Below are 18870 nucleotides of genomic sequence, written 5' to 3' on the forward strand. Positions count from 1 at the left end.
CCCAGCCTTCGCTTTCATAATCCCAGAGCAGCATCGCTACCTCTTGCCGCGCCTCGAATGATCAGCCTACATCGCCCCGAGATGCTAAACCTTCACAACCTTCGCGAGTTTATGAAAGGAGATCTGCTGCTCAACGACATCCGACAGGACAGAGGGATCGGCAATGCGTTCTTCCAAGCCGGTGAGCCAGATGTCGCTTCCCTTCCAGTCCAGCGGTAGCCGGGCCTTGGGCCACACGTCCACCATCTGACGCGCCAATCGAAGCCCGAACTCGACCAGCGACGGTTCTCCGGCCGCGGCGGCAATGAGTACCCCGTCTTCGAGTTCCCGCACCGCCGGCGGGAGGCCTCTCTCTTGCTGCAGGCTCACGTGTTCATACAGCGCATCGACGATGCTTGAAATCGTCGGCGGCTCCTCCAACGACAACCTGCTCTGCGCGACAAGACGCCGAGCGGCTGATTGATATTCGCCGGAGTGGCGCGCAAACGAAACGCTCTCTTGAATCCCGGAGGGAGTGACCAGTCGCTGACCAAGCGTCAATGCGATAACCGGAAATTCCCGAACCAGCGCATGGATATGCGTAGTGGGAAAGTATCCGTCGCCTGCCGTTGTACGGTCAAGAGTCACACCCTGAACGACTGGACCGATACGTCTCAGCAATCGCAAGGGCCGCCATTCCGAAAACCCCGGGAGGGCCGCACCCCAATCAGAGGTGACACGTTTTGCGGTTGCCGTGTCAGACTTACTCACGGATTCACCTCTATTGTCACATTCACGCCCGGAACGTTGATCGCGTTCTTATCAGCCTGTGCCTTGCCGATTCCCCGCCCGGGTTTTAGCACGAATTTATAGTCCCACACGGTTCCCGAGGCCGGATCATAGACGTCCGGCCGAGCGCTGCCGGCAGTCCCTCTAGCAACCGGAACACCACCCAGGTAGCTCTGTTCAGTCACTAGCCCACGATTCCCGTAGATGCCCTGGTAACGCTGCAGCAGCTTATCCGCGTAAGCGTGCTTAGCAGTTCCCTTGACCGGCCCACTGCCTCCCACCTTACGCGCGGCCCGCGTTGCAATGGCCTGAATAAGGTCTGAGTCCGACGGGTTCGTTGAGCCATTGCAGGCGCAGGCGACGCCGTTGGGCGCAACGCCTCCGTTGCAATTGTGAACCAGGACCGGCGTGTCGCCGGCCTCCACGTAGTACGTGTGGAGGGTGCCGATGGTGAGGTCGTAGGTCGTGGTGTTCGCGTGGTAGAGGCGGACACCGGTGACCTCGGCCGTGCCGGTCGGGGTCTGCAGGACGTCTCCGGTGTGGAGGTCCTTGGCCTCGACGAACGCCGACTGGGTCTCGTCGTAGAACGGGTGGTGGAACGTCGTCGTCAGACGCGCGCCCTCGGCCTCCCGGCCACTCGTGCCGGCCTTCGCGTCCTGGCCCGGCGATGCCGTGCTGACAGCCGCGACCGGAGCCGTCGCCGGCTCCTGGCCGCCATGCCCGTGACCGCTCGCTCCCAGTGCGCCGAGCACCGCCGCCGACGCCGCCAGGCCGAACGCCGCCTTGCGCGCCGCCTTCTTCGCCAGGGACTTCGCCCCGGCCCTCACTCCGTCCTTCAGCGCGCGCTTGGCACCGGACTCCGCCGTCTTCTTGATCGTCAGGTCGACGAAGTCATGGTCGGTATGCGTGACGATGACCGCGGTGACCTTGTGCGCCTCCGTACCCGCAACTCCCGGCACCGAGTTCGCGATCGTGTCACCCACCCGCACCTGGTCGATGGCCTTCGTCGAACCGTCGGCCATCAGCACCCGGGTCGCTCCGGTGAAGCTGTGCACGGGAACCCGGCAGCTGTCTCCTGAGTGCGACTGGCTCCGCGTCCCGGCCGCCTCCGACTCCGCCCCCGAAGCCGCCTCATCCGTGGCATCGGCTGCCGCCGAATCCCCGGCTTCCGTGGCCCCCTTGCCGAACAGCCCGCCCACGGCCTCCATCGCCTTCGGAGCCACCTTCGCCAGCAGCTTGCCGCCGAGCTCGCCCAGCTTGCCGCCCGCCGCGCCCACGACCGCGCCCTCGACCGCCGACCCCGCGAACGCCCCCACGCTGCAGTCGTCCCCGCCGTCCTGGGCGCACTTGAAGCCCTGCTCCACCAGGGAGCCCGCGGCGCCCGCGATGGCCGCGCAGCCGATCGTGCCGACGCCCCAGGTCGCCGCCTCGCAGCCGGCGAACACCGCCGTGGAGACCACGAACGAGGTGATAGCAGCGGCGTGGTGCTTGACGAACTTCGCCGCCGTCTTCGCCGCGCTGACCGTGGCGTGGTACGCCGTCCTGGCCGCGTGCGCCACCGCGTGGGCGGCCTTCTTGACCTTGCTGACGACCTTGTGCGCCGCGTGCTTGACCGCATGCACCACCCGGTGCACCACATGCGAGACCTTGTGGTACGCGGAATGCACCGCATGGACCGCCGCGTGATACGCCCGTCTCACATGTCGTGACGCGTAGTGGTAGACGCGCCGCGTCACCCGCACCGTCGCGTGGTACACGTCCCGCACCCGGTGCGCGATCTTGTGGGCCGCGTGCTTGACCGCGTGGACCACGCGGTGCGCCACGTGCTTGACCGCGTGGTACACCTTGTGCGCCACGTGGTGCACCGCGTGCGAGACCTTGTGCGCGACCTTCTTCGCGCCGCACACCACGTCGTACCAGGAGCAGTTGCCGGACTCGTCCGTGCCCGCCATCGGGTTGTCGTCGACGTATGCGAACGGGTTGGCCGCCACCGAGTTGGGCACCGCGTCCAGCGAGACGCTGTCCTTGTTCAGGAACTGGCCCGTGTCCGGGTTGTACCAGCGCGATGCCGTGCCCACGTCGCCCGTGCCCGGCTCCGTCCAGCCCGACTGGAAGCCCAGGTGGCCGGTCATGGAGCTGGTCGACAGCACCTTGCCCAGCGGGTCGTACGACGCCGAACCGGACAGGCCCGTCGCACCCGAGGTGAAGGTGCCGACCACGTCGCTGTGCTGGTCCGTCAGGGCCAGGACCGCGCTGCCGCCGCTCGGCTTGATGCCGATGACGCCGCCCGCCGGGTCGTACGTGTAGGTGTTGTCGCCGTCGGAGGCGATCGTGTTGTCCGCGCCCGAGTAGGCGAAGGTGCGCGTGGACTGCGCGCCCGTGTCCGTGTCGGTGACGTTCCGGCCGAGCGCGTCCAGCGTGTAGGACTGCGTGCCCGCCACGATCTGGTCGCCGAACGCGTCCGTCTTGTACGCCACCGAGCCGCCCGACGACGACTCCTGCGTCATCGTGCCGCGCGCCGAGTACGAGTACGTGTTCGTGCCGTCCGACGTCAGCTCGTCCCGGGCGTCGTACGTGTACACGTCCGAGCCGACCCGGATGCGGTTGCCCGACGCGTCGTACGTGTACTGCTTCGTCGTGCTGCCGTTGTTCCACGACGTCAGCCGGTCCGACCAGTCGTAGGTGTACGTGTTCGACGAGGCGCCCGACACACCCGTCGTCGTCTTCGACGTCAGGTTGCCGTTGTTGTCGTAGCCGTACGCGAAGCTCGCCGGCGTCGAGGCGCCCTGCACCAGGACGTCACCGGTCAGCTCGTGCGCGCTGTTGTAGCTGAAGGTGCGGGTCTGGCCCGTCGAGCCGTACTTGACCGTCTTCAGGTCGTTCAACTGGTCGTAGGTGTACGTCAGCTGGGTGCCGGTCGCCGCGTCGTTCAGCGATGACAGCCGGCCTGCCGTGTCGTAGCCGTACGACGTCGTGCCCGCCGCGTCCGTGCGCGTCAGCATCGAGCCGTCGTTGTTGTACGTGAAATTCGACGAACCCGCCGAACCCGACGCCGTGAGCACGTCGCCCCGGTCGTCGTACGTGAACGCGTCGTGCGTGGCGGCCTGGTAGTCGGCCTGGCCTGCGGTGCCCGCCACGTCTGTGTCCGCCGACAGGACCCGGCCGTCCGCGTCGTAGGTGAAGCTGCGCTTCGCCGTCGCCGCGTCCGCGCCCGAACCCGACATGGTCTTCAGCTGACCGTTGTTGTCGTACGTCATCGCCGACGTGACGCCGCCCGGCAGCGTGGCCGACGTGAGCTGGCCGTCCGCGTCGTAGGCGAAAGTGGTCGTCGAGTCGGCCGCCGACGTGTACGTGGACGTCGTCGGCTCGATCACCTTCTCCTGCTGGCCCCACGGCGTGTACGTGTAGCGCCAGGAGTTGCCGCGGCCGTCCGTGAAGCGGGTGCGGTTGCCCGCCGCGTCGTAGCCGAACGTCGTGGTGATCGACGTCGAGGCGTCGACCGGCTCGACCTCCTGCGTGATCGTGCCCGCCGCGTCGTACGTCCAGCGCGTGGTGTGGCCGTTCGCGTCGGTCGCGGCGGTCAGGTTGCCCACGCCGTCGTACGTCTGCGAGGTCTGCGTGAGCAGGTTGTTGTTCGCGTCGTACTGCTTGTTGTAGGTCGGGTCGCCCGAGGCGTTGTAGTCCGTCTCGGTCCAGGTGCCGTCCGGCAGGATCGTCTTCTGCTGGTTGCCCTCGAAGTCGTACGTGAAGTGGGTGGCGTTGCCCGCGCCGTCCGTCACCGAGGTGACGTCGCCGGCCCGGTTGTAGCCGTACGAGGTGGTCACCCCACCCGGCGACGTGGTCGACGCGACGTGCGCGCCGTACGGGTTGCCGGTGTTGACCGCGTACGAGTTCGTGGTCGTCAGCGTCTTCGTCGACGGGTAGCGCTCCAGCGTCGTGGAGGTCAGCTGCCTGCCGAGGAAGTCGTATGTGGCCTGACTGGCGGCACCTGTGGCGTCCGACGCCGACAGCTGGTCGCCGTTCGTGTCGTACGTGGCGTGCGTCTTCGTGCTGTCCGGCGCCGTGATCTGGGCGACGTTGCCCATCTGGTCGTACAGGTACGAGGTCGTCTTGCCGCCGGGAGTCGTCTCGGAGGTCTGGTTGCCCTCGCTGTCGTACGTCCACACGGTGGTGCCCGCGTTGGGCGAGGAGCCGCCCGCCGGGGTGTACGAGGGCAGCGTCTCGGAGACCTTGTCGCCGTTCGCGTCGTACGCCGTGGTCGTCGTCAGGCCGTTCGGGTCCTGCTCCTCGACCGCCTCACCGAAGGTGTTGAAACCGCTGGTGGTGACGGGGTGCACGGTCGCCGGATTCGTGCCGTCCGCCTCGGCCTGGACGGCGGGCGCGGTGGTGACCGCGAGGTTGCCCGCCTCGTCGTAGGCGTAGGTGGTCGTGTTGTGCTCGGCGTCCGTCATGGACGTCTGCAGGCCCTGCTTGTCGTAGGCGTACTTGGTGGTCTGCTCGTCCGAGGAGCCGACGGTGCCGCCGCTGCGGCCCTTGCCGTAGAGGGACGAGACCTCGGAGGCGGACAGGGCCCGCTGGTAGGTCTGGACGTTGTCGACCTCGCCGTTGACCACGTCGCTGGTGGTGCCGCCGGCGGTCTTGGTGCCGCCGATGGACAGCGGTCCGGTGCCGGTCCACGGCGAGGTGTCGGTGGCCGAGCCCGCCTGCGCGCCGTTGACGTACAGCTTCATCGAGCCGGTCGTCGCGTCGAAGACGCCGACCAGGTGCGTCCAGGTGTTCAACGTCGGCGCCGTGGAGGCCGTGGCGTCGTAGAACGCGGACGGGGAGGCTACGTCGGAGCTCGCCGCGTGGAGGCGGAACGCGTTGTCCGCCTTCGAGTACTGCAGGTAGAAGGAGGCCCGGTTGGTGCCGCCCTGTGCGACGAACGTGCGGTAGGTGGAGGTGTCGGCCAGGTTCACCCAGGCGGACACCGTGTAGGAGGCCGTGGTGTCCAGGACCGGACTGCTGGTCGCGATGACGTCGCCGGTGCCGGTGCTGGTCCCGTTGAACTTGGCCGCGTCGTCCGCCCAGGTCACGCCGGATCCGGCGGTCGCCGTGTTGCCGGTGCCGGAGGCGTCGGTGACGTTCGTGCCGGACGTCTGGTTGAGCTTCCACCAGCCCGCCGGGTGACCCGAGGCGTCCCCGTACAGGGTCTCGCTGAGCACATTGCCCATGTCGTCGTACGTGCTGGTGGTGGTGCGGTCGTATCCGGACGAGTCGTGGTCGTTCTCCGTCGCGATCTCGTCGTCCGGCGTGTACGAGACGGTCGAGACGCGGTCCACTCCCGTCGGGTCGACCGTGGTGGAGGTGGTCCGGGAGGCCGCGTCCACCTTGTAGTTGGTGACGGTCTCGCCGTTGTCGGTGGTGGAGGAGAGCAGGTTGCCGGCGGCGTCGTAGGTGTCCGACTCCAGCACGTACGTGCTGTTGGCGTCGGCACTGGTCTTCTTCACCGAGGCGGTCAGGCCGTCGTCGGTGTAGGTGTAGGACGTCGTGTTGCCCATGGCGTCGGTCACCGACGCGAGGCGCCCGGCCGGGTCGTAGGCGCGCGACGACTCGGTGAGCAGGGTCGCCGTCTGCGGGTTGACCGGGTCGCCCGTGTACATCAGGCCCTGCGTGAGCAGGTTGCCGTTGTCGTCGTACGTGTAGCGGGTGTCGACGCCCGCCGACGTCACCTCCTTGGTCTTGTTGCCGGAGGTGTCGTACGTGTACGTCGTGGTGTTGCCGTTGGACGCGCCCGCGGCTGCGTTGGCGTCCGACTCGGTCAGCACCTGGTCGTAGGCGTCGTAGGTCTGCGTCTCGGTGCGGGACTGGTCGCCGCCGCTCGCGTCGGAGACGGTCTGCGAGGTGACGTCGCCGTCGTCGTCGTAGACGGTGCTGGTGACGGCGGCGTGCGTGGCGCCCGTGACGCGGTCGGTGAGCTGCGGGTCGTGCTCCTCGATGACCTGGCCGCCCGCGTCGTACTTGTACGTCGTGGTCAGCCCGTTCGGATAGGTGTCCGAGACGACCTTCTGGCTCAGCACCTGGCCGAGACCGTCGTAGGCGTACGACGTGACGAGACCGATGGCGTCGGTGGTCGACGCGACGTCGCCGTTCTTGAAGTACGACACCGTGTTGACGGCGCCGCCGGGGCTGATCGTCTTCACGGGCAGGCCCTTGGGCACCGCTCCGCTGTCAGCTGCCGGGTAGGTGCTGGTGCCGTCGCTGTAGACGGTCGTGGTGGTACGGCCGTTCGGGAAGCCGGCCACGGCCGGACCCGTGATCGCGGTCTGGTTGCCCGCCGAGTCGTAGGTGTACGACGTCAGATACGTGGTGTCCGTAGCCGACGTCGAGCGGCCGTCGCGCTCGGTCAGCAGCTGGTCGTTGCGCGGGTCGGCGGTGGTCAGCTGGGCCGTGGTGTCGTCCGGGTAGTACGTGTAGTACTCGGTGTTGCACTTGTTCGCGGCCTGGTCCTGGCAGGACGTCGAGGACACCACGTTGCCGCGCACGTCATGACCGGTGACCGTCATCGAGCCGTTGGGGTCGGTGACCGTGTGCTCGAAGCCGCCGGTGTCGTAGCCGAAGCTCGTCTTGTTGCCGAGGCCGTCGGTCTCGGTCAGCGCACGGTTGCCGTTGGTGACGTCGTATGTGTAGGTGAGCGTGGCGTTGGTCGGCGAGGTCACGTTGACCGTCTCGACCGGGAGGAGCCCGGTGGAGTTCTTCGCGGCCTCCCACTGCTCCGACACGTCCGCGGCGGACAGCTGGGAGCGGTAGACGGCGGCCTCGGCGATCGAGCCGTTGAAGTAGGTGGCGTAGCCGGTGTTGTCGGTGGTGCTGTGGTGCGTCTCGTCAGGCCAGTTGCCGCCGAGGAAGCCGGCGCCCACGTAGGTGTAGGGCTGGTTGGTCATGGCGGCGGTGCCGCTCTGCGAGCCGACCAGCGCGTCGTCGAGGTACAGCGACTGCGTGCCGGCCGACGCCGACAGGACCACGTGGTGCCACTTGCCGTCGGTCACGGCCGAGGAGGAGACCAGCGGATTGTCGGAGCCGGTGGAGAACCAGAACTCGCCGTACAGCTTTCCGCTGCTGCCGACATACAGGACAGGGGTGTAGCCGGTGGCTGTCGTTCCGGAGCTCAACGGGTCACGCGAGGCGCTGAACAGCACTCCGTTCGCGGTCGAGGTCTTGAACCACATGCTGACCGACTCGTTGCCCGAACCGGGTACCAGCCCGGAGGGCAGGGTCACGGACGAACTGCTGCCGTTGAACGACGCCGCCTTCTGGTCGCTGAACGGTCCGGTGACGCCGAGGGTCGCCGCGTTGTACGTGCCGCTTCCGCCCCGCACCTCGTCGACGGCCGTGCTCGCGCCCGCCGCCTCGCCGAGCCGGAAGTACGCGGAGGGGGCGGCGCCGAGGACAGCGCCCCGGTACGTCTGGCTGGACCCGGCGACCGTGGGCGCCGCGAGCTTCCAGACGCCGCCGTTCTCGTCGGTGAGCTGGGTGAGCGTGGTGGTGGCCGTGTCGTACGTCATGGCCGCGTACGTCTTGCCGGACGGCCGCTTGATGGAGGTCAGCAGGCTCGCCGCGTGGGTGCCGTACTGGTAGAGGGAGTTGACGTCGGCGGCGACGAGCGGACGGCCGTACCAGGCGGCGTCCGCGATGGAGCCGTTGAAGTAGGTCGCGTAGCCGTCCTTCTCGGTGGAGCTCTGGTGCGGCTCGTCGGGCCAGTTGCCGCCGAGGAAGCCGGTGCCGAGGTAGTTGAACGACTGGTTCTTGCCGAAGGCGTCCGCGCTCTGGATGGAGACGGTGCCGGTGCGCGAGCCGACCTTGGCGTTGTCGAGGTACAGCGTCTGCGAGTTGCCCGCGGCCGACAGTACGACGTGGTGCCAGTGGCCGTCGGCGACGGAGGCGGAGGAGACGATCGGGTTGATGCCGCCGCTGTACCAGAACTCGGCGTTCAGCTTGCCGTCCGTACCGACGTAGATCGACGGCGTGTAGAACCCGGCGGCCTGCCCGGAGCCGATGGGCTGCGACGCGTACGAGTAGAGGACGCCGGGACCCGCAGAGGTCTTGAACCACAGGGAGAGCGCGCCCGAGTCGGTGTCGTTGCCGAGGTTCTTGGGCAGCGAGATGTCGGACGAGGTGCCGTTGAACCCGGCGGCCTTGGCGGAGGAGCCGGTCAGCGGGCCGGTCTGGCCCAGCGTCACGTTCTCGTACGTCGCGTTGGTGGTGCCCTCGTTGGCGAGGACGGTGTCCTTCGCCGTGGTGCCCGAGGTCTCCGACAGCGGCCAGTACGTGTGCGGGTCGAGGTCGAGCGAGGCGTTGTTGTACTGCGAGCCGCTCGTGTAGCCGTACGTGGTGCACGCCGTCGTGGACAGCGGCGAGCACACCTTCGTCAGCTGGTCGCCGGTGTAGCTGTAGGTCCAGGTCTGGGCGGTGGAGGAGTCGCCGGCGGTGACCGGGTCGGTGACGACGGTCGCGACGTGCGCTGCGGACGCGCCGCTCGGCGTGGACCAGGTCAGGTTCAGGGAGCGGCCGGAGACGGCGGAGGCCATCTTGGTGACGTGGCCGGTGGTCCAGGTGAGGTTGATGGTGCGGCCGTTGGCGTCGGTGACGGAGGTCAGGCCGTAGCCGCCGGAGCCCAGGGACTGGGTGAAGGTGTAGACCGTGTCGTCCTTGTCGGTCAGCGAGTAGCCGCCGGTGACCGACTTGAAGGTGGCGAAGCGGCCGTTGCCGGGCGTGAAGGTGCCGTCGCTGTTCTTGCCGTAGCCGACCTGCGAGCCGTCCGGGTAGGTGACGTAGACGCTGGAGACAGCTCCGGACGCGGTGTACTGCTCGGTGGCGCGCGAGTCGAAGATGCTCGACCAGCCGGCGCCGAACGCACCGGTCCAGCGCGGGTCGCGGGAGTTGTAGTCGCGTTCCACGTCCAGCGACGGGCCGACCGTGGAGATCGACGCGTCGGTGTCGGAGGTCGTGTAGTTGCCGATCGAGGCGTCGAAGCCGTGGTCACTGCTGTTCTGCGACAGCCCGGACGTGATCACGGGCTGCGGTACCTGCACGGACATGGCGTACGGGTCCGCGGGTGAGTACAGGCCGCCGTCGTACGCCTGAACGGTCCAGGTGTAGTTCTTGTTCCAGGCCAGCTTGCCCGCCGGGACGGTCCAGTCGCCCGTGGAGATCAGGCCGGAGTCGGCGATCTTGGTCCCCGTGCTGTCGTAGACCTTGAAGACGTACTGGTCGGTGCTGCCGCTCGTCGAGTTGGCACCGCCCGCCCAGGCCGTCAGCTCGGGCTGGGTGGTGTTCACGACCGCGTTGTCGCTCGGGAACTGCTCGTACAGCTGCGGAGCGGTGTTGCCCGTGTAGGTGACCAGGATGTGCGGGCCGTCGGCCGGGTCGTTGAAGGAGCCGAACTGCTTCCAGTGCAGGTTGTCGGTGGTCGACGCGTAGACGGCGAGTCCGTAGTCGGCGGTGGTGCCGCTGAACCAGCCCTGGATGGCGGAGGTGGACAGCGGAACCTGCACCCAGTCGCCGACGGTGCGGTCGGCGGCGGTGTTCGCGCAGGCGTTGGGCACGTTCGGCGTCACGTTGCCGATCGAGGAGCCGTGCGACGGGCCCGGATAGGTGGTGGCGGACTCCGGTGTCCACGCCTGGGTGACCAGGGCGACGTCGAACCGCTCGGGGGTGCAGGTGGAGGCCCAGGTGTCGAAGATGTCCAGATGCGCTTCGGTGACGGTGGCGTTGCTGCCGTCCCAGGCGGTGTCCCAGTGGTTGGAGAACCCGATCGCCTTGTGGGTGCCGGAGTCGTACGAGCCGGTCTTGATGGTCTGCTCGAAGGAATGGTCCTGGGCGTCGGGCGACTCGACGTAGGTGGTGGTCCAGCCGTCGTCGACGGTCGGGTCCACGGTGACCGGGAAGACGCGGCGCGGGTCGTGCAGCCAGCTGTCGTCCAGGGTCACCTTGAGCGCGTAGCCGCTCTTGTCGTGCAGGAGCTTGTACGTGACGTCGTAGGTGGTGGCCGGGTCCCCGGAGCGGCGGTTCACCTTCGAGTCGTAGGCGTACGCGGCGGGAATGCGCTCGACGGTCTTGCCGGCGGCGTTACGCAGGGCGACCGAGCCGTTCTTGGTCAGGACGGGCGTGAGGCCCTTGAGGGCGAGCGGGAAGGTCCAGCTGTTCCCGGCGTCCGCCGAGTGCAGGACGACCGCTTCCTTCAGCCCGGTGGCGATGGGGGCGAGCTCGAGATCGGTCCCGTCCAGGACGTTCTTGTACGTGACGGTGGAGCCGTCGGCCGTCCCCTTGACGGAGGCGGCGCCCTTCAGGCCGTACGCGAGGGAGTGCTTGCCGTCGACGGCGAAGGTGGCGAGGGCGGAGTCATCGGCCTTGCGGGCGAAGTCGACGGCGAGGGAGTTGGCCTTCTCGTGCCAGCGACCGTCCGGCCCGGCCCGCACGTCGACATCTATCGGCGCCCATTTCCCCTTTCTCACCTGGTAGTTGACGGGCGTCGGGGATATGTCCCGGGTCGTACTGCCGTCCGCGTTGTTGAAGACGGTCTCCGTACGGGACGACTTGCCCGCGTTCCGCTTGCTGGTCTTGGCGTTGAAGCCGGCACCGCCCTGGCTCCTGCCGCGCACGACGGCCGACTTGTGCGCGTGGTAGGCGGCGAGCTCTCCGCGTCCCTTGCCGGGGGCGTGGCCCGCGCCGCGGTGGGCCTCGGTGGCCTTCGCGGACACATGGTGCTTGTGCCCAGCCGCGGTCCCCGACTGCTGGTGCGGCAGCTTGCCCCATCGCGGGTCCTTGAACCAGGACGACAGCGAGGTGAGGCTCGGCAGCGAGATGGCGTCCAACTCCGCGCCGTCGGCCATGGCCTGCTGGGTCGTCAGCATCACCGCGAGCGCGGTCAGGACGAGAAACGCGATGCCGCGCCGCAGGCGGTGGACGCGACCGGTAGGGCGGACGCGACGAATGCGACGGACGGGGCGGAGACGGCGGAAAGGCCGAGCGCGCACGGCTTTGACTCCCGGACTCAGGAAGGCCACAGAAACGCGCTGATCTTGCACGCCGCGAACATCCCGTGCACAGGTAGGCGGACCGATCTTGGCCTTGCTTTGACCGTTTCTTGCTCAACCAGACCGACTTATACCGACTATCCGATTCATCCTTGTCAACTTCTTTGCGAGTTGGCCACCTTTGCGACCGGGTATCTTCATCCGACCGCGCCCGTACCGCACCGCACCGCGTCCGGACACGTGAACGCTCACGACTGGTTCGACGTCGACCCCCGCCGAGGCCGACGGGCACGCCTCAGCCCGCGTGGAACCGGCTCGGCGCCTCGGTCGGGGCGTCCCCGGGGGCCGGCAGCGGCTGCTGCGGACAGCCGGAGAGGACGCGCTTCATGGCGGCCTTCTCGGCGGCGGTCACCCACAGCCCGTACTTCTTCTTGACGGCCACCTGACGCGCCACGTAATCGCAGCGGAAGGCCTTGCGGGGCGGCAGCCACGTCGCCGTGTCGCCGTCCCCCTTGCTCCGGTTCTGGCTCGCACCCACGGCGAGGAGGTTCAGCGGGTCGTTGGCGAGCGCGATGCGCTTGCTCGCGTCCCACTGCTGGGCGCCCTTCTGCCAGGCGTCCGACAGGGCGACGAGATGATCGATGTCGACCTGACTGCGGCCGCGCACGAAGGTGATGTCCTCGCCGGTGTACGGATCGGGCGCAAGCGTCCCGGAGGCCACGGAACAGCCGTCGTCCCCGGCCTTGAACCTCACGTCCTTCAGGTCGCGTTTCAGCACGTCGTCGCGGGTTCCGCAGCCGTTCGAATCCGTGTCGGCCCATGGGCTGCCGAACTCGTCCCGGTCGAAACCGGTCTTGGGCGCCCTGCCCTTCACGGTGAGCGAGTCCACGGCGGCGAGAGCGGAACCCGCCGGCCCCGTGGCCGACGGCTCCTTCGAACCGGTGCCCGGACCGGCAGCCGGATCGTCGGGGACGCAGCCGGCGGCGGCCGCGGCGAACAGCACAGCGGCCAGGGCCGCCACGGCCGCCCGGGGTCCCCGCTTCGGATGCCGGGCACCTCCTGAGTCGCCGCGCGCGCCTCCCGAGTCGCCCCGTGCACCCCCTGAGTCGCCCGCGCCGCGCGACATTCGCGCTGCCGAGGGCCGGCCGGGGCCCTCCGTGCCGCCTATGTCGCTCCCTATGTCACCCACGCTCCCGAGCGTCACGGCGCTCTCCTCCCCTGTCCGCTCCCCGCACTCCGATAGACGCGGATCCGCCCGCCCACCGTAGCGGCGGGCTGGTTCGGGCCACGCCGTGACCCAGGCGAGCATTCTTCGCAACTCGGGCGTATGGTCGTGGGTGAATCCCTCCGGAAGGAGCTCTGGAATGGGCATCTTCGACAGATTCAAGGGCCAGGGCCGCCACAGGGCCGGGCACGCCTCCGAGACGACCGCCAAAGAGTCCGAGGAGAGGACCGGCGGCTTCTACGAGGACCGGGGCGGCCAGGGCGAGGCGGCCCAGCAGCAGCTGAACGAGAGGCTGACGGACCGGGAGCACGAGTCCGACCGGCCGCAGCCCTGACGGAGGGCGCAGCGCACGGAGGTGCAGCGCTCGCGACCGACGCCTCCCGATCGACACCTCCCGGCCGTCAAGTGACGAAGCCGTCCGCGGAGCCCGACTCCCGTGGGCGGCTTCCCGGTTGGAACGCCGGTCCGCCCGCGCAGGGCTCCGCGGCGGACCGTCCACAGGCAGACCAGGCGCGGTGACCGCCCTCTCACACCTCGGCGAGCAGGCGCCCGTGCCCGCCGCAGGCGCCCGCAACCGCCTCAAGCCCGCCCTGTCACACCTTGCCGATCCCCAGCGTCGTCTCCGACGGCAGAAGCCCCGAGCCGAGTACGGCGACCCAGAACTCCCCCAGCAGATCGGCGAGCCGGGCGGTGGCGTCCGGGCCGAGGGCCTCCCACGGGCCGGCGGCCAGCTCGTCCGTGTGCCGCTCCACCTCCGCGCGCAGGGCACGGCCCGCCTCGGTGGCCACGCCGTCCTCGTCCAACAGCCCGCGTGCGAAGAGCCGTTCGCGGGCGGACGTCCATCCCTCGTCGCTCCACCCGCGGCTGCGGAACGTGTCGGCCGAGGCCGCGCCTATGCCCGCGAAGGAGACCAGCGCCTCGGTCGGGTCGAGTCCGGCTATGAGCAGGGCGGCGAGGTGGCCGTCGCCGCGGTGCTCGCGCAGGATCGTCGCCGCGTGCCACAGCTGCTCGTGCGGGGCCTCGGGCCACGGCAGCTCGGCGTTGGCCGCGGCGAGCGGGCGGCCCGCGGTGTTCGCCGCCTCGGCGGCCCGGCGGGCGAGCGCGGCGGCCTCCGCGAGCTCCGGACTGTCCACCCGGTCACCGAATATCGCCCGATACGCCCGGTCGATCGCCCGCTCCCGTGCCTTCAGTACGTCCCCAGGCGCGGCTGTGCGCCAGGCGGGATCGACGTACTCGGCGACCATGCGCGGGCTGAAGCTGTAGAACGCGGAGGTCACACGCGCGGGCCCGGCCTCGCCCAGCGGGGCCGCACGGAACGGGAAGTAGCTCGGCCAGCGGAGCTCGGTCCCGTAACCGAACGCGGCCGCTTCCTCGAAGGACTCGGGCGCGTAGTAGAGCACGGCGTGCAGCGGCTCCAGCAGATGCCACATCTGCCTGACCCGGCCGAGCTCGATCCCCCTCGGCTGCGCCACCGTCCCGCTCGTCTTGCTGACGTTCTCCGACATGGCTTCGCTCCTCGTCGCACCTGTCGCACCCCACCCAAGAACTTGACAGTGACTAGATTGGCCGCCCAAGCCGCAACTTGTCAATGCCTAGATTCGGCGTAATCTGCTGGGCATGAACCCTCAGCGCTCCTACCACCACGGCGACCTGCGGCGGGCCGTGCTGTCGGCCGCCCTGGACGTGATCGCCTCCGACGGGCCGTCCGCGCTGAGCCTGCGCGACCTGGCCCGCCGGGCGGGCGTGTCGCACGCCGCTCCCGCTCACCACTTCAAGGACCGCACGGGCCTGCTCACCGCGATCGCGGCCGAGGGATACGCCCTGCTGGCCACCGCGCTCGAGGAGGCGAAGGACCTACGGGACGCGGGCGTGCGCTATGTCCGGTTCGCGCGCGAGCATGCGGCCCACTTCCAGGTGATGTTCGCGCCGGAGCTGCTGCGCGAGAACGACCTCGAACTCGCCACGGCCAGGGCGCTCGCAGGCGAGCGCCTGCGCACCGCGGTGGCCGCCGTCCCCTCGTCGGGCCGCGGCCCCGACGCCCGCCTCGCCGGCGTGGCCGCCTGGTCCCTGGCCCACGGCTTCGCCACGCTGCTGCTCAGCCACAACCTGGACGGACCGGTGGGCGACCGCGATCCCGAGGACGTCTTCCGCGCCCTGACGGGGATGCTGTTCCGGTCGGGCGCCACACCGGAACAGACAGCCGCGACTCCGGAGTCGTAAAACCCCGGAGTCGTGCAAACCCTGGTGCCGTGATAACCCCGGAGTCGTAATACCTGCTACGACCCGAGAATCGACGTCAGGAACTCCCCGGTCCACCCCAGCAGTTCCCGCCCGACCAGCGGCTTCCCGCCGACCTTGGCCGTCTTGGGCCGCGGCACGAGCACCTGGTGGACCGCGGGCTTGATGACCGTGCCCGGGTAGAGCCGCTTCAGCCGCAGCTCCTGCGACTCGCGCAGCTCCACAGGGGCGAAGCGGATGTTGTTGCCCTGCAGCACGATCTCGCCGACTCCGCACGCGCGCGCGAGCATGCGCAGGCCCGCCACCAGCAGCAGGTTCTCCACCGGCTCCGGCAACTTGCCGTAGCGGTCCACCAGTTCCTCGCGTACGGACTTGATGTCGTCCTCCGTGTTGACGGAGGCGATCGCGCGGTATGCCTGCAGCCGCAGCCGCTCGCCGGGCGCGTAGTCGTGCGGGACGTGCGCGTCGACCGGGAGCTCGATCTTGACCTCGAGCGGCGGCTCCTCCTCGACACCGCCCTCCAGCGACGCCCGGTAGTCCGCGACGGCCTCGCCGACCATGCGTACGTACAGGTCGAAACCGACGCCCGCGATATGACCGGACTGCTCTCCGCCCAGCAGGTTTCCGGCGCCGCGGATCTCCAGGTCCTTCATCGCCACGTACATGCCCGCGCCCATCTCCGTGTGCTGGGCGATGGTCGCGAGCCGCTCGTGTGCGGTCTCGGTCAGGGGCTTCTCCGGCGGGTACAGGAAGTAGGCGTAGCCGCGCTCGCGGCCGCGGCCGACGCGGCCCCGCAGCTGGTGGAGCTGCGAGAGGCCGAAGTTGTCGCCGCGCTCGACGATCAGCGTGTTGGCGTTGGAGATGTCGATGCCCGACTCGACGATCGTCGTGGAGACGAGGACGTCGTACTTCTTCTCCCAGAAGTCCACGACGACCTGCTCAAGCGTCGATTCGGACATCTGGCCGTGGGCCGTGGCGATACGGGCCTCGGGCACGATGTCGCGCAGCCGCGCGGCCGCCCGGTCGATCGACTCGACACGGTTGTGGATGTAGAAGACCTGGCCCTCGCGCAGCAGTTCACGGCGGATCGCGGCGCCGATCTGCTTCTCCTCGTACGGCCCGACGAAGGTCAGCACCGGGTGCCGCTCCTCCGGCGGGGTCGTGATCGTCGACATCTCGCGGATGCCGGTCACAGCCATCTCGAGCGTACGGGGAATGGGGGTCGCCGACATCGTCAGTACGTCGACGTTGGCGCGGAGCTTCTTCAGCTGCTCCTTGTGCTCGACGCCGAAGCGCTGCTCCTCGTCGACGATGACCAGGCCCAGGTCCTTGAACTTGGTTTCGGAGGAGAAGAGGCGGTGCGTGCCGATGACGATGTCCACGGAGCCTTCGCGCAGCCCCTCCAGGGTCGCCTTCGCCTCGGTGTCCGTCTGGAAGCGGCTCAGGGCTCGGACGTTCACGGGGAACTGGCCGTACCGCTCGGAGAACGTGCCGAAGTGCTGCTGCACCAGCAGCGTCGTGGGCACCAGCACCGCGACCTGCTTGCCGTCCTGGACGGCCTTGAAGGCGGCGCGGACGGCGATCTCCGTCTTGCCGTAGCCGACGTCGCCGCAGATCAGCCGGTCCATCGGGACCGTCTTCTCCATGTCCTCCTTGACCTCGGCGATCGTGGTCAGCTGGTCGGGCGTCTCCGCGTACGGGAAGGCGTCCTCCAGCTCTCGCTGCCAGGGCGTGTCCGGGCCGAAGGCGTGGCCGGGCGCCGCCATGCGCGCGCTGTAGAGCCTGATCAGGTCCGCGGCGATCTCCTTGACCGCCTTCTTCGCGCGCGCCTTGGTCTTGGTCCAGTCGGCGCCGCCGAGCCGGTGCAGCGTGGGCGCCTCACCGCCGACGTACTTGGTGATCTGCTCCAGCTGGTCGGTGGGGATGTACAGCCGGTCGCCGGGCTGGCCGCGCTTGGCGGGCGCGTACTCGACGACCAGGTACTCGCGGGTCGCGCCCTGCACCGTGCGCTGCACCATCTCGATGTAGCGGCCGACGCCGTGCTGCTCGTGGACGATGTAGTCGCCCGCCTCGAGGGTCAGCGGGTCGATGGTCTTGCGGCGGCGGGCGGGCATGCGCGCGCCGTCCTTGCCGGCCGCCTTCTGCCCGGTCAGGTCGGTCTCGGTGAGGACCGCGAGTTTCAGGGCGGGGTCGACGAAGCCGTAGTCGATCGAACCGCAGGAGACGTGCACGACGGACGGGGTGAGCTCGCCCAGGTCCTGGTCGAAGCGGGCCGCGATGCCCTCGCCGCCGAGCACCTCGACGGTGCGGGACGCGGTGCCGTGCCCCTCGGTGACGTAGACGGTGTGCCAGCCGTCGGAGATCCAGCCCTTGGTGTCGGCCAGCGCTCTGGCCGTGTCGCCGCGGTACGTCTCGGGGGCGTGCATGCCCAGCTTCAGCGTGTCGGCGTCAAGCTCCTCGTCGGCGGCGAACGGGGACACCGACCACCACATCATGTCCAGCTCACGGGCCCGGTCGCGGACGTCGGCGATGGACCACAGGGACGCGGCGCCGACGTCGATGGGCGCCTCGCCGCCCCCCGCGCTGGCCGCCCAGGAGGCCTGCAGGAACTCCTGCGACGTCGCCACCAGGTCCGCGGCTCGCGTCCGTACCCGCTCCGGGTCGCAGACGACGGCCATGCTGCCCTTGGGCAGGACGTCGAGGAGCAGCTCCATGTCGTCGACGAGGACCGGGGCGAGGGACTCCATGCCCTCGACCGCGATGCCCTCGGCGATCTTCCCGAGCAGTTCGCCGAGCTCAGGATGCTGCTCGGCAAGGGCTGCCGCGCGCTGCCGCACGTCGTCGGTGAGCAGCAGCTCGCGGCAGGGCGGCGCCCACAGGCCGTGCTGGGCGACTTCGAGGGAGCGCTGGTCGGCGACCTTGAAGTAGCGGATCTCCTCGACGTCGTCGCCCCAGAACTCCACGCGGAGCGGATGCTCCTCGGTCGGCGGGAAGACGTCGAGGATGCCGCCGCGGACGGCGAACTCTCCGCGCTTCTCGACGAGTTCCACGCGCGCGTACGCCGCGGCGGCCAGCGCGTCCACCGTCTCTTCGAGATCCGCCTGCTGTCCGGTGCGCAAAGACACCGGCTCGAGGTCGCCGAGGCCCTTGACCTGCGGCTGGAGCACGGAACGCACGGGTGAGACGACGACGGAGACCGGGCCGGTCTCGGGGTCGTCGGCGCTCGGGTGGGCGAGGCGCCGCAGGACGGCGAGGCGGCGGCCCACGGTGTCGGACCTCGGCGAGAGCCGCTCGTGCGGGAGCGTCTCCCACGACGGGTACTCCACGACTTCGTCGGCGGGCAGGAGGGACCTGAGCGCCGCCGCGAGGTCCTCCGCCTCCCGGCCGGTCGCCGTCACCGCCAGGACGGGGCGGTTCGTCTCGCGCGCCAGCGCCGCCACCGCGAAGGGGCGGGCCGCGGGCGGGCCGACCAGGTCGACGTGCATGCGGTTGCCGTCGGTGGCGGCCCTTACCGCTTCGGCGAGTGCGGGGTCCTTGACTACGGCGTCGAGCAGACCGTGCAGGCTCATGAAGGGCATCCGTCCGGAGTGAGAGGGGGCAACGCGAACCGCCCGACACGTTGTA

General features: G+C 69.3%; 7 protein-coding genes. 2 read left to right on the plus strand and 5 right to left on the minus strand.

Features of this window, described 5'->3' with window-relative positions; genetic code table 11:
• Positions 1-84: 84 nt before the first annotated feature.
• The 3 genes from ABT009_RS26010 to ABT009_RS26020 form a co-directional block, all read right to left on the minus strand.
• A complete protein-coding gene (locus tag ABT009_RS26010; protein WP_351299542.1) occupies positions 85-750 on the minus strand; it encodes a hypothetical protein in 666 nt (221 codons plus the stop codon).
• Complete coding sequence (locus ABT009_RS26015; protein ID WP_351299545.1) at positions 747-11783, minus strand: LamG-like jellyroll fold domain-containing protein; 11037 nt, start codon at positions 11781-11783, stop codon at positions 747-749. The genes ABT009_RS26010 and ABT009_RS26015 overlap by 4 nt, the downstream gene beginning before the upstream one ends.
• 295 nt (positions 11784-12078) lie before the next feature.
• The gene (locus ABT009_RS26020; protein WP_351299547.1) at positions 12079-12804 is read right to left on the minus strand and encodes an HNH endonuclease family protein; all 726 of its coding nucleotides are present in this window, start codon (positions 12802-12804) and stop codon (positions 12079-12081) included.
• Between the two features lie 343 nt (positions 12805-13147).
• Here ABT009_RS26020 and ABT009_RS26025 point away from each other — a divergent pair, with 343 nt between their 5' ends.
• A complete protein-coding gene (locus tag ABT009_RS26025) occupies positions 13148-13342 on the plus strand; it encodes an antitoxin (RefSeq protein ID WP_351299550.1) in 195 nt (64 codons plus the stop codon).
• Between the two features lie 259 nt (positions 13343-13601).
• On the opposite strand, the gene ABT009_RS26030 is transcribed toward ABT009_RS26025, so the two are convergent.
• A complete protein-coding gene (locus ABT009_RS26030) occupies positions 13602-14513 on the minus strand; it encodes an SCO6745 family protein (protein ID WP_351299553.1) in 912 nt (303 codons plus the stop codon).
• Positions 14514-14625: 112 nt separating this feature from the next.
• Here ABT009_RS26030 and ABT009_RS26035 point away from each other — a divergent pair, with 112 nt between their 5' ends.
• Complete coding sequence (locus tag ABT009_RS26035) at positions 14626-15228, plus strand: TetR/AcrR family transcriptional regulator (RefSeq protein WP_351299556.1); 603 nt, start codon at positions 14626-14628, stop codon at positions 15226-15228.
• A 56-nt stretch (positions 15229-15284) separates the two neighbouring features.
• Here ABT009_RS26035 and mfd read toward each other — a convergent pair whose 3' ends face one another.
• Positions 15285-18815: a transcription-repair coupling factor gene (gene mfd / locus ABT009_RS26040; protein ID WP_351299559.1), complete on the minus strand. Its 3531-nt coding sequence runs from the start codon at positions 18813-18815 to the stop codon at positions 15285-15287.
• Positions 18816-18870 lie beyond the last annotated feature (55 nt).

This window comes from Streptomyces sp. NPDC002896 (assembly GCF_040295225.1).
Taxonomy (GTDB): Bacteria; Actinomycetota; Actinomycetes; order Streptomycetales; family Streptomycetaceae; genus Streptomyces.

Excerpts from the sequence above, each read along its gene's own strand:
- ABT009_RS26030 (WP_351299553.1), bottom strand. The coding sequence starts at position 14,513 with ATGTCGGAGAACGTCAGCAAGACGAGCGGGACGGTGGCGCAGCCGAGG.
- mfd (WP_351299559.1), bottom strand. The coding sequence starts at position 18,815 with ATGAGCCTGCACGGTCTGCTCGACGCCGTAGTCAAGGACCCCGCACTC.
- ABT009_RS26025 (WP_351299550.1), top strand. The coding sequence starts at position 13,148 with ATGGGCATCTTCGACAGATTCAAGGGCCAGGGCCGCCACAGGGCCGGG.
- ABT009_RS26035 (WP_351299556.1), top strand. The coding sequence starts at position 14,626 with ATGAACCCTCAGCGCTCCTACCACCACGGCGACCTGCGGCGGGCCGTG.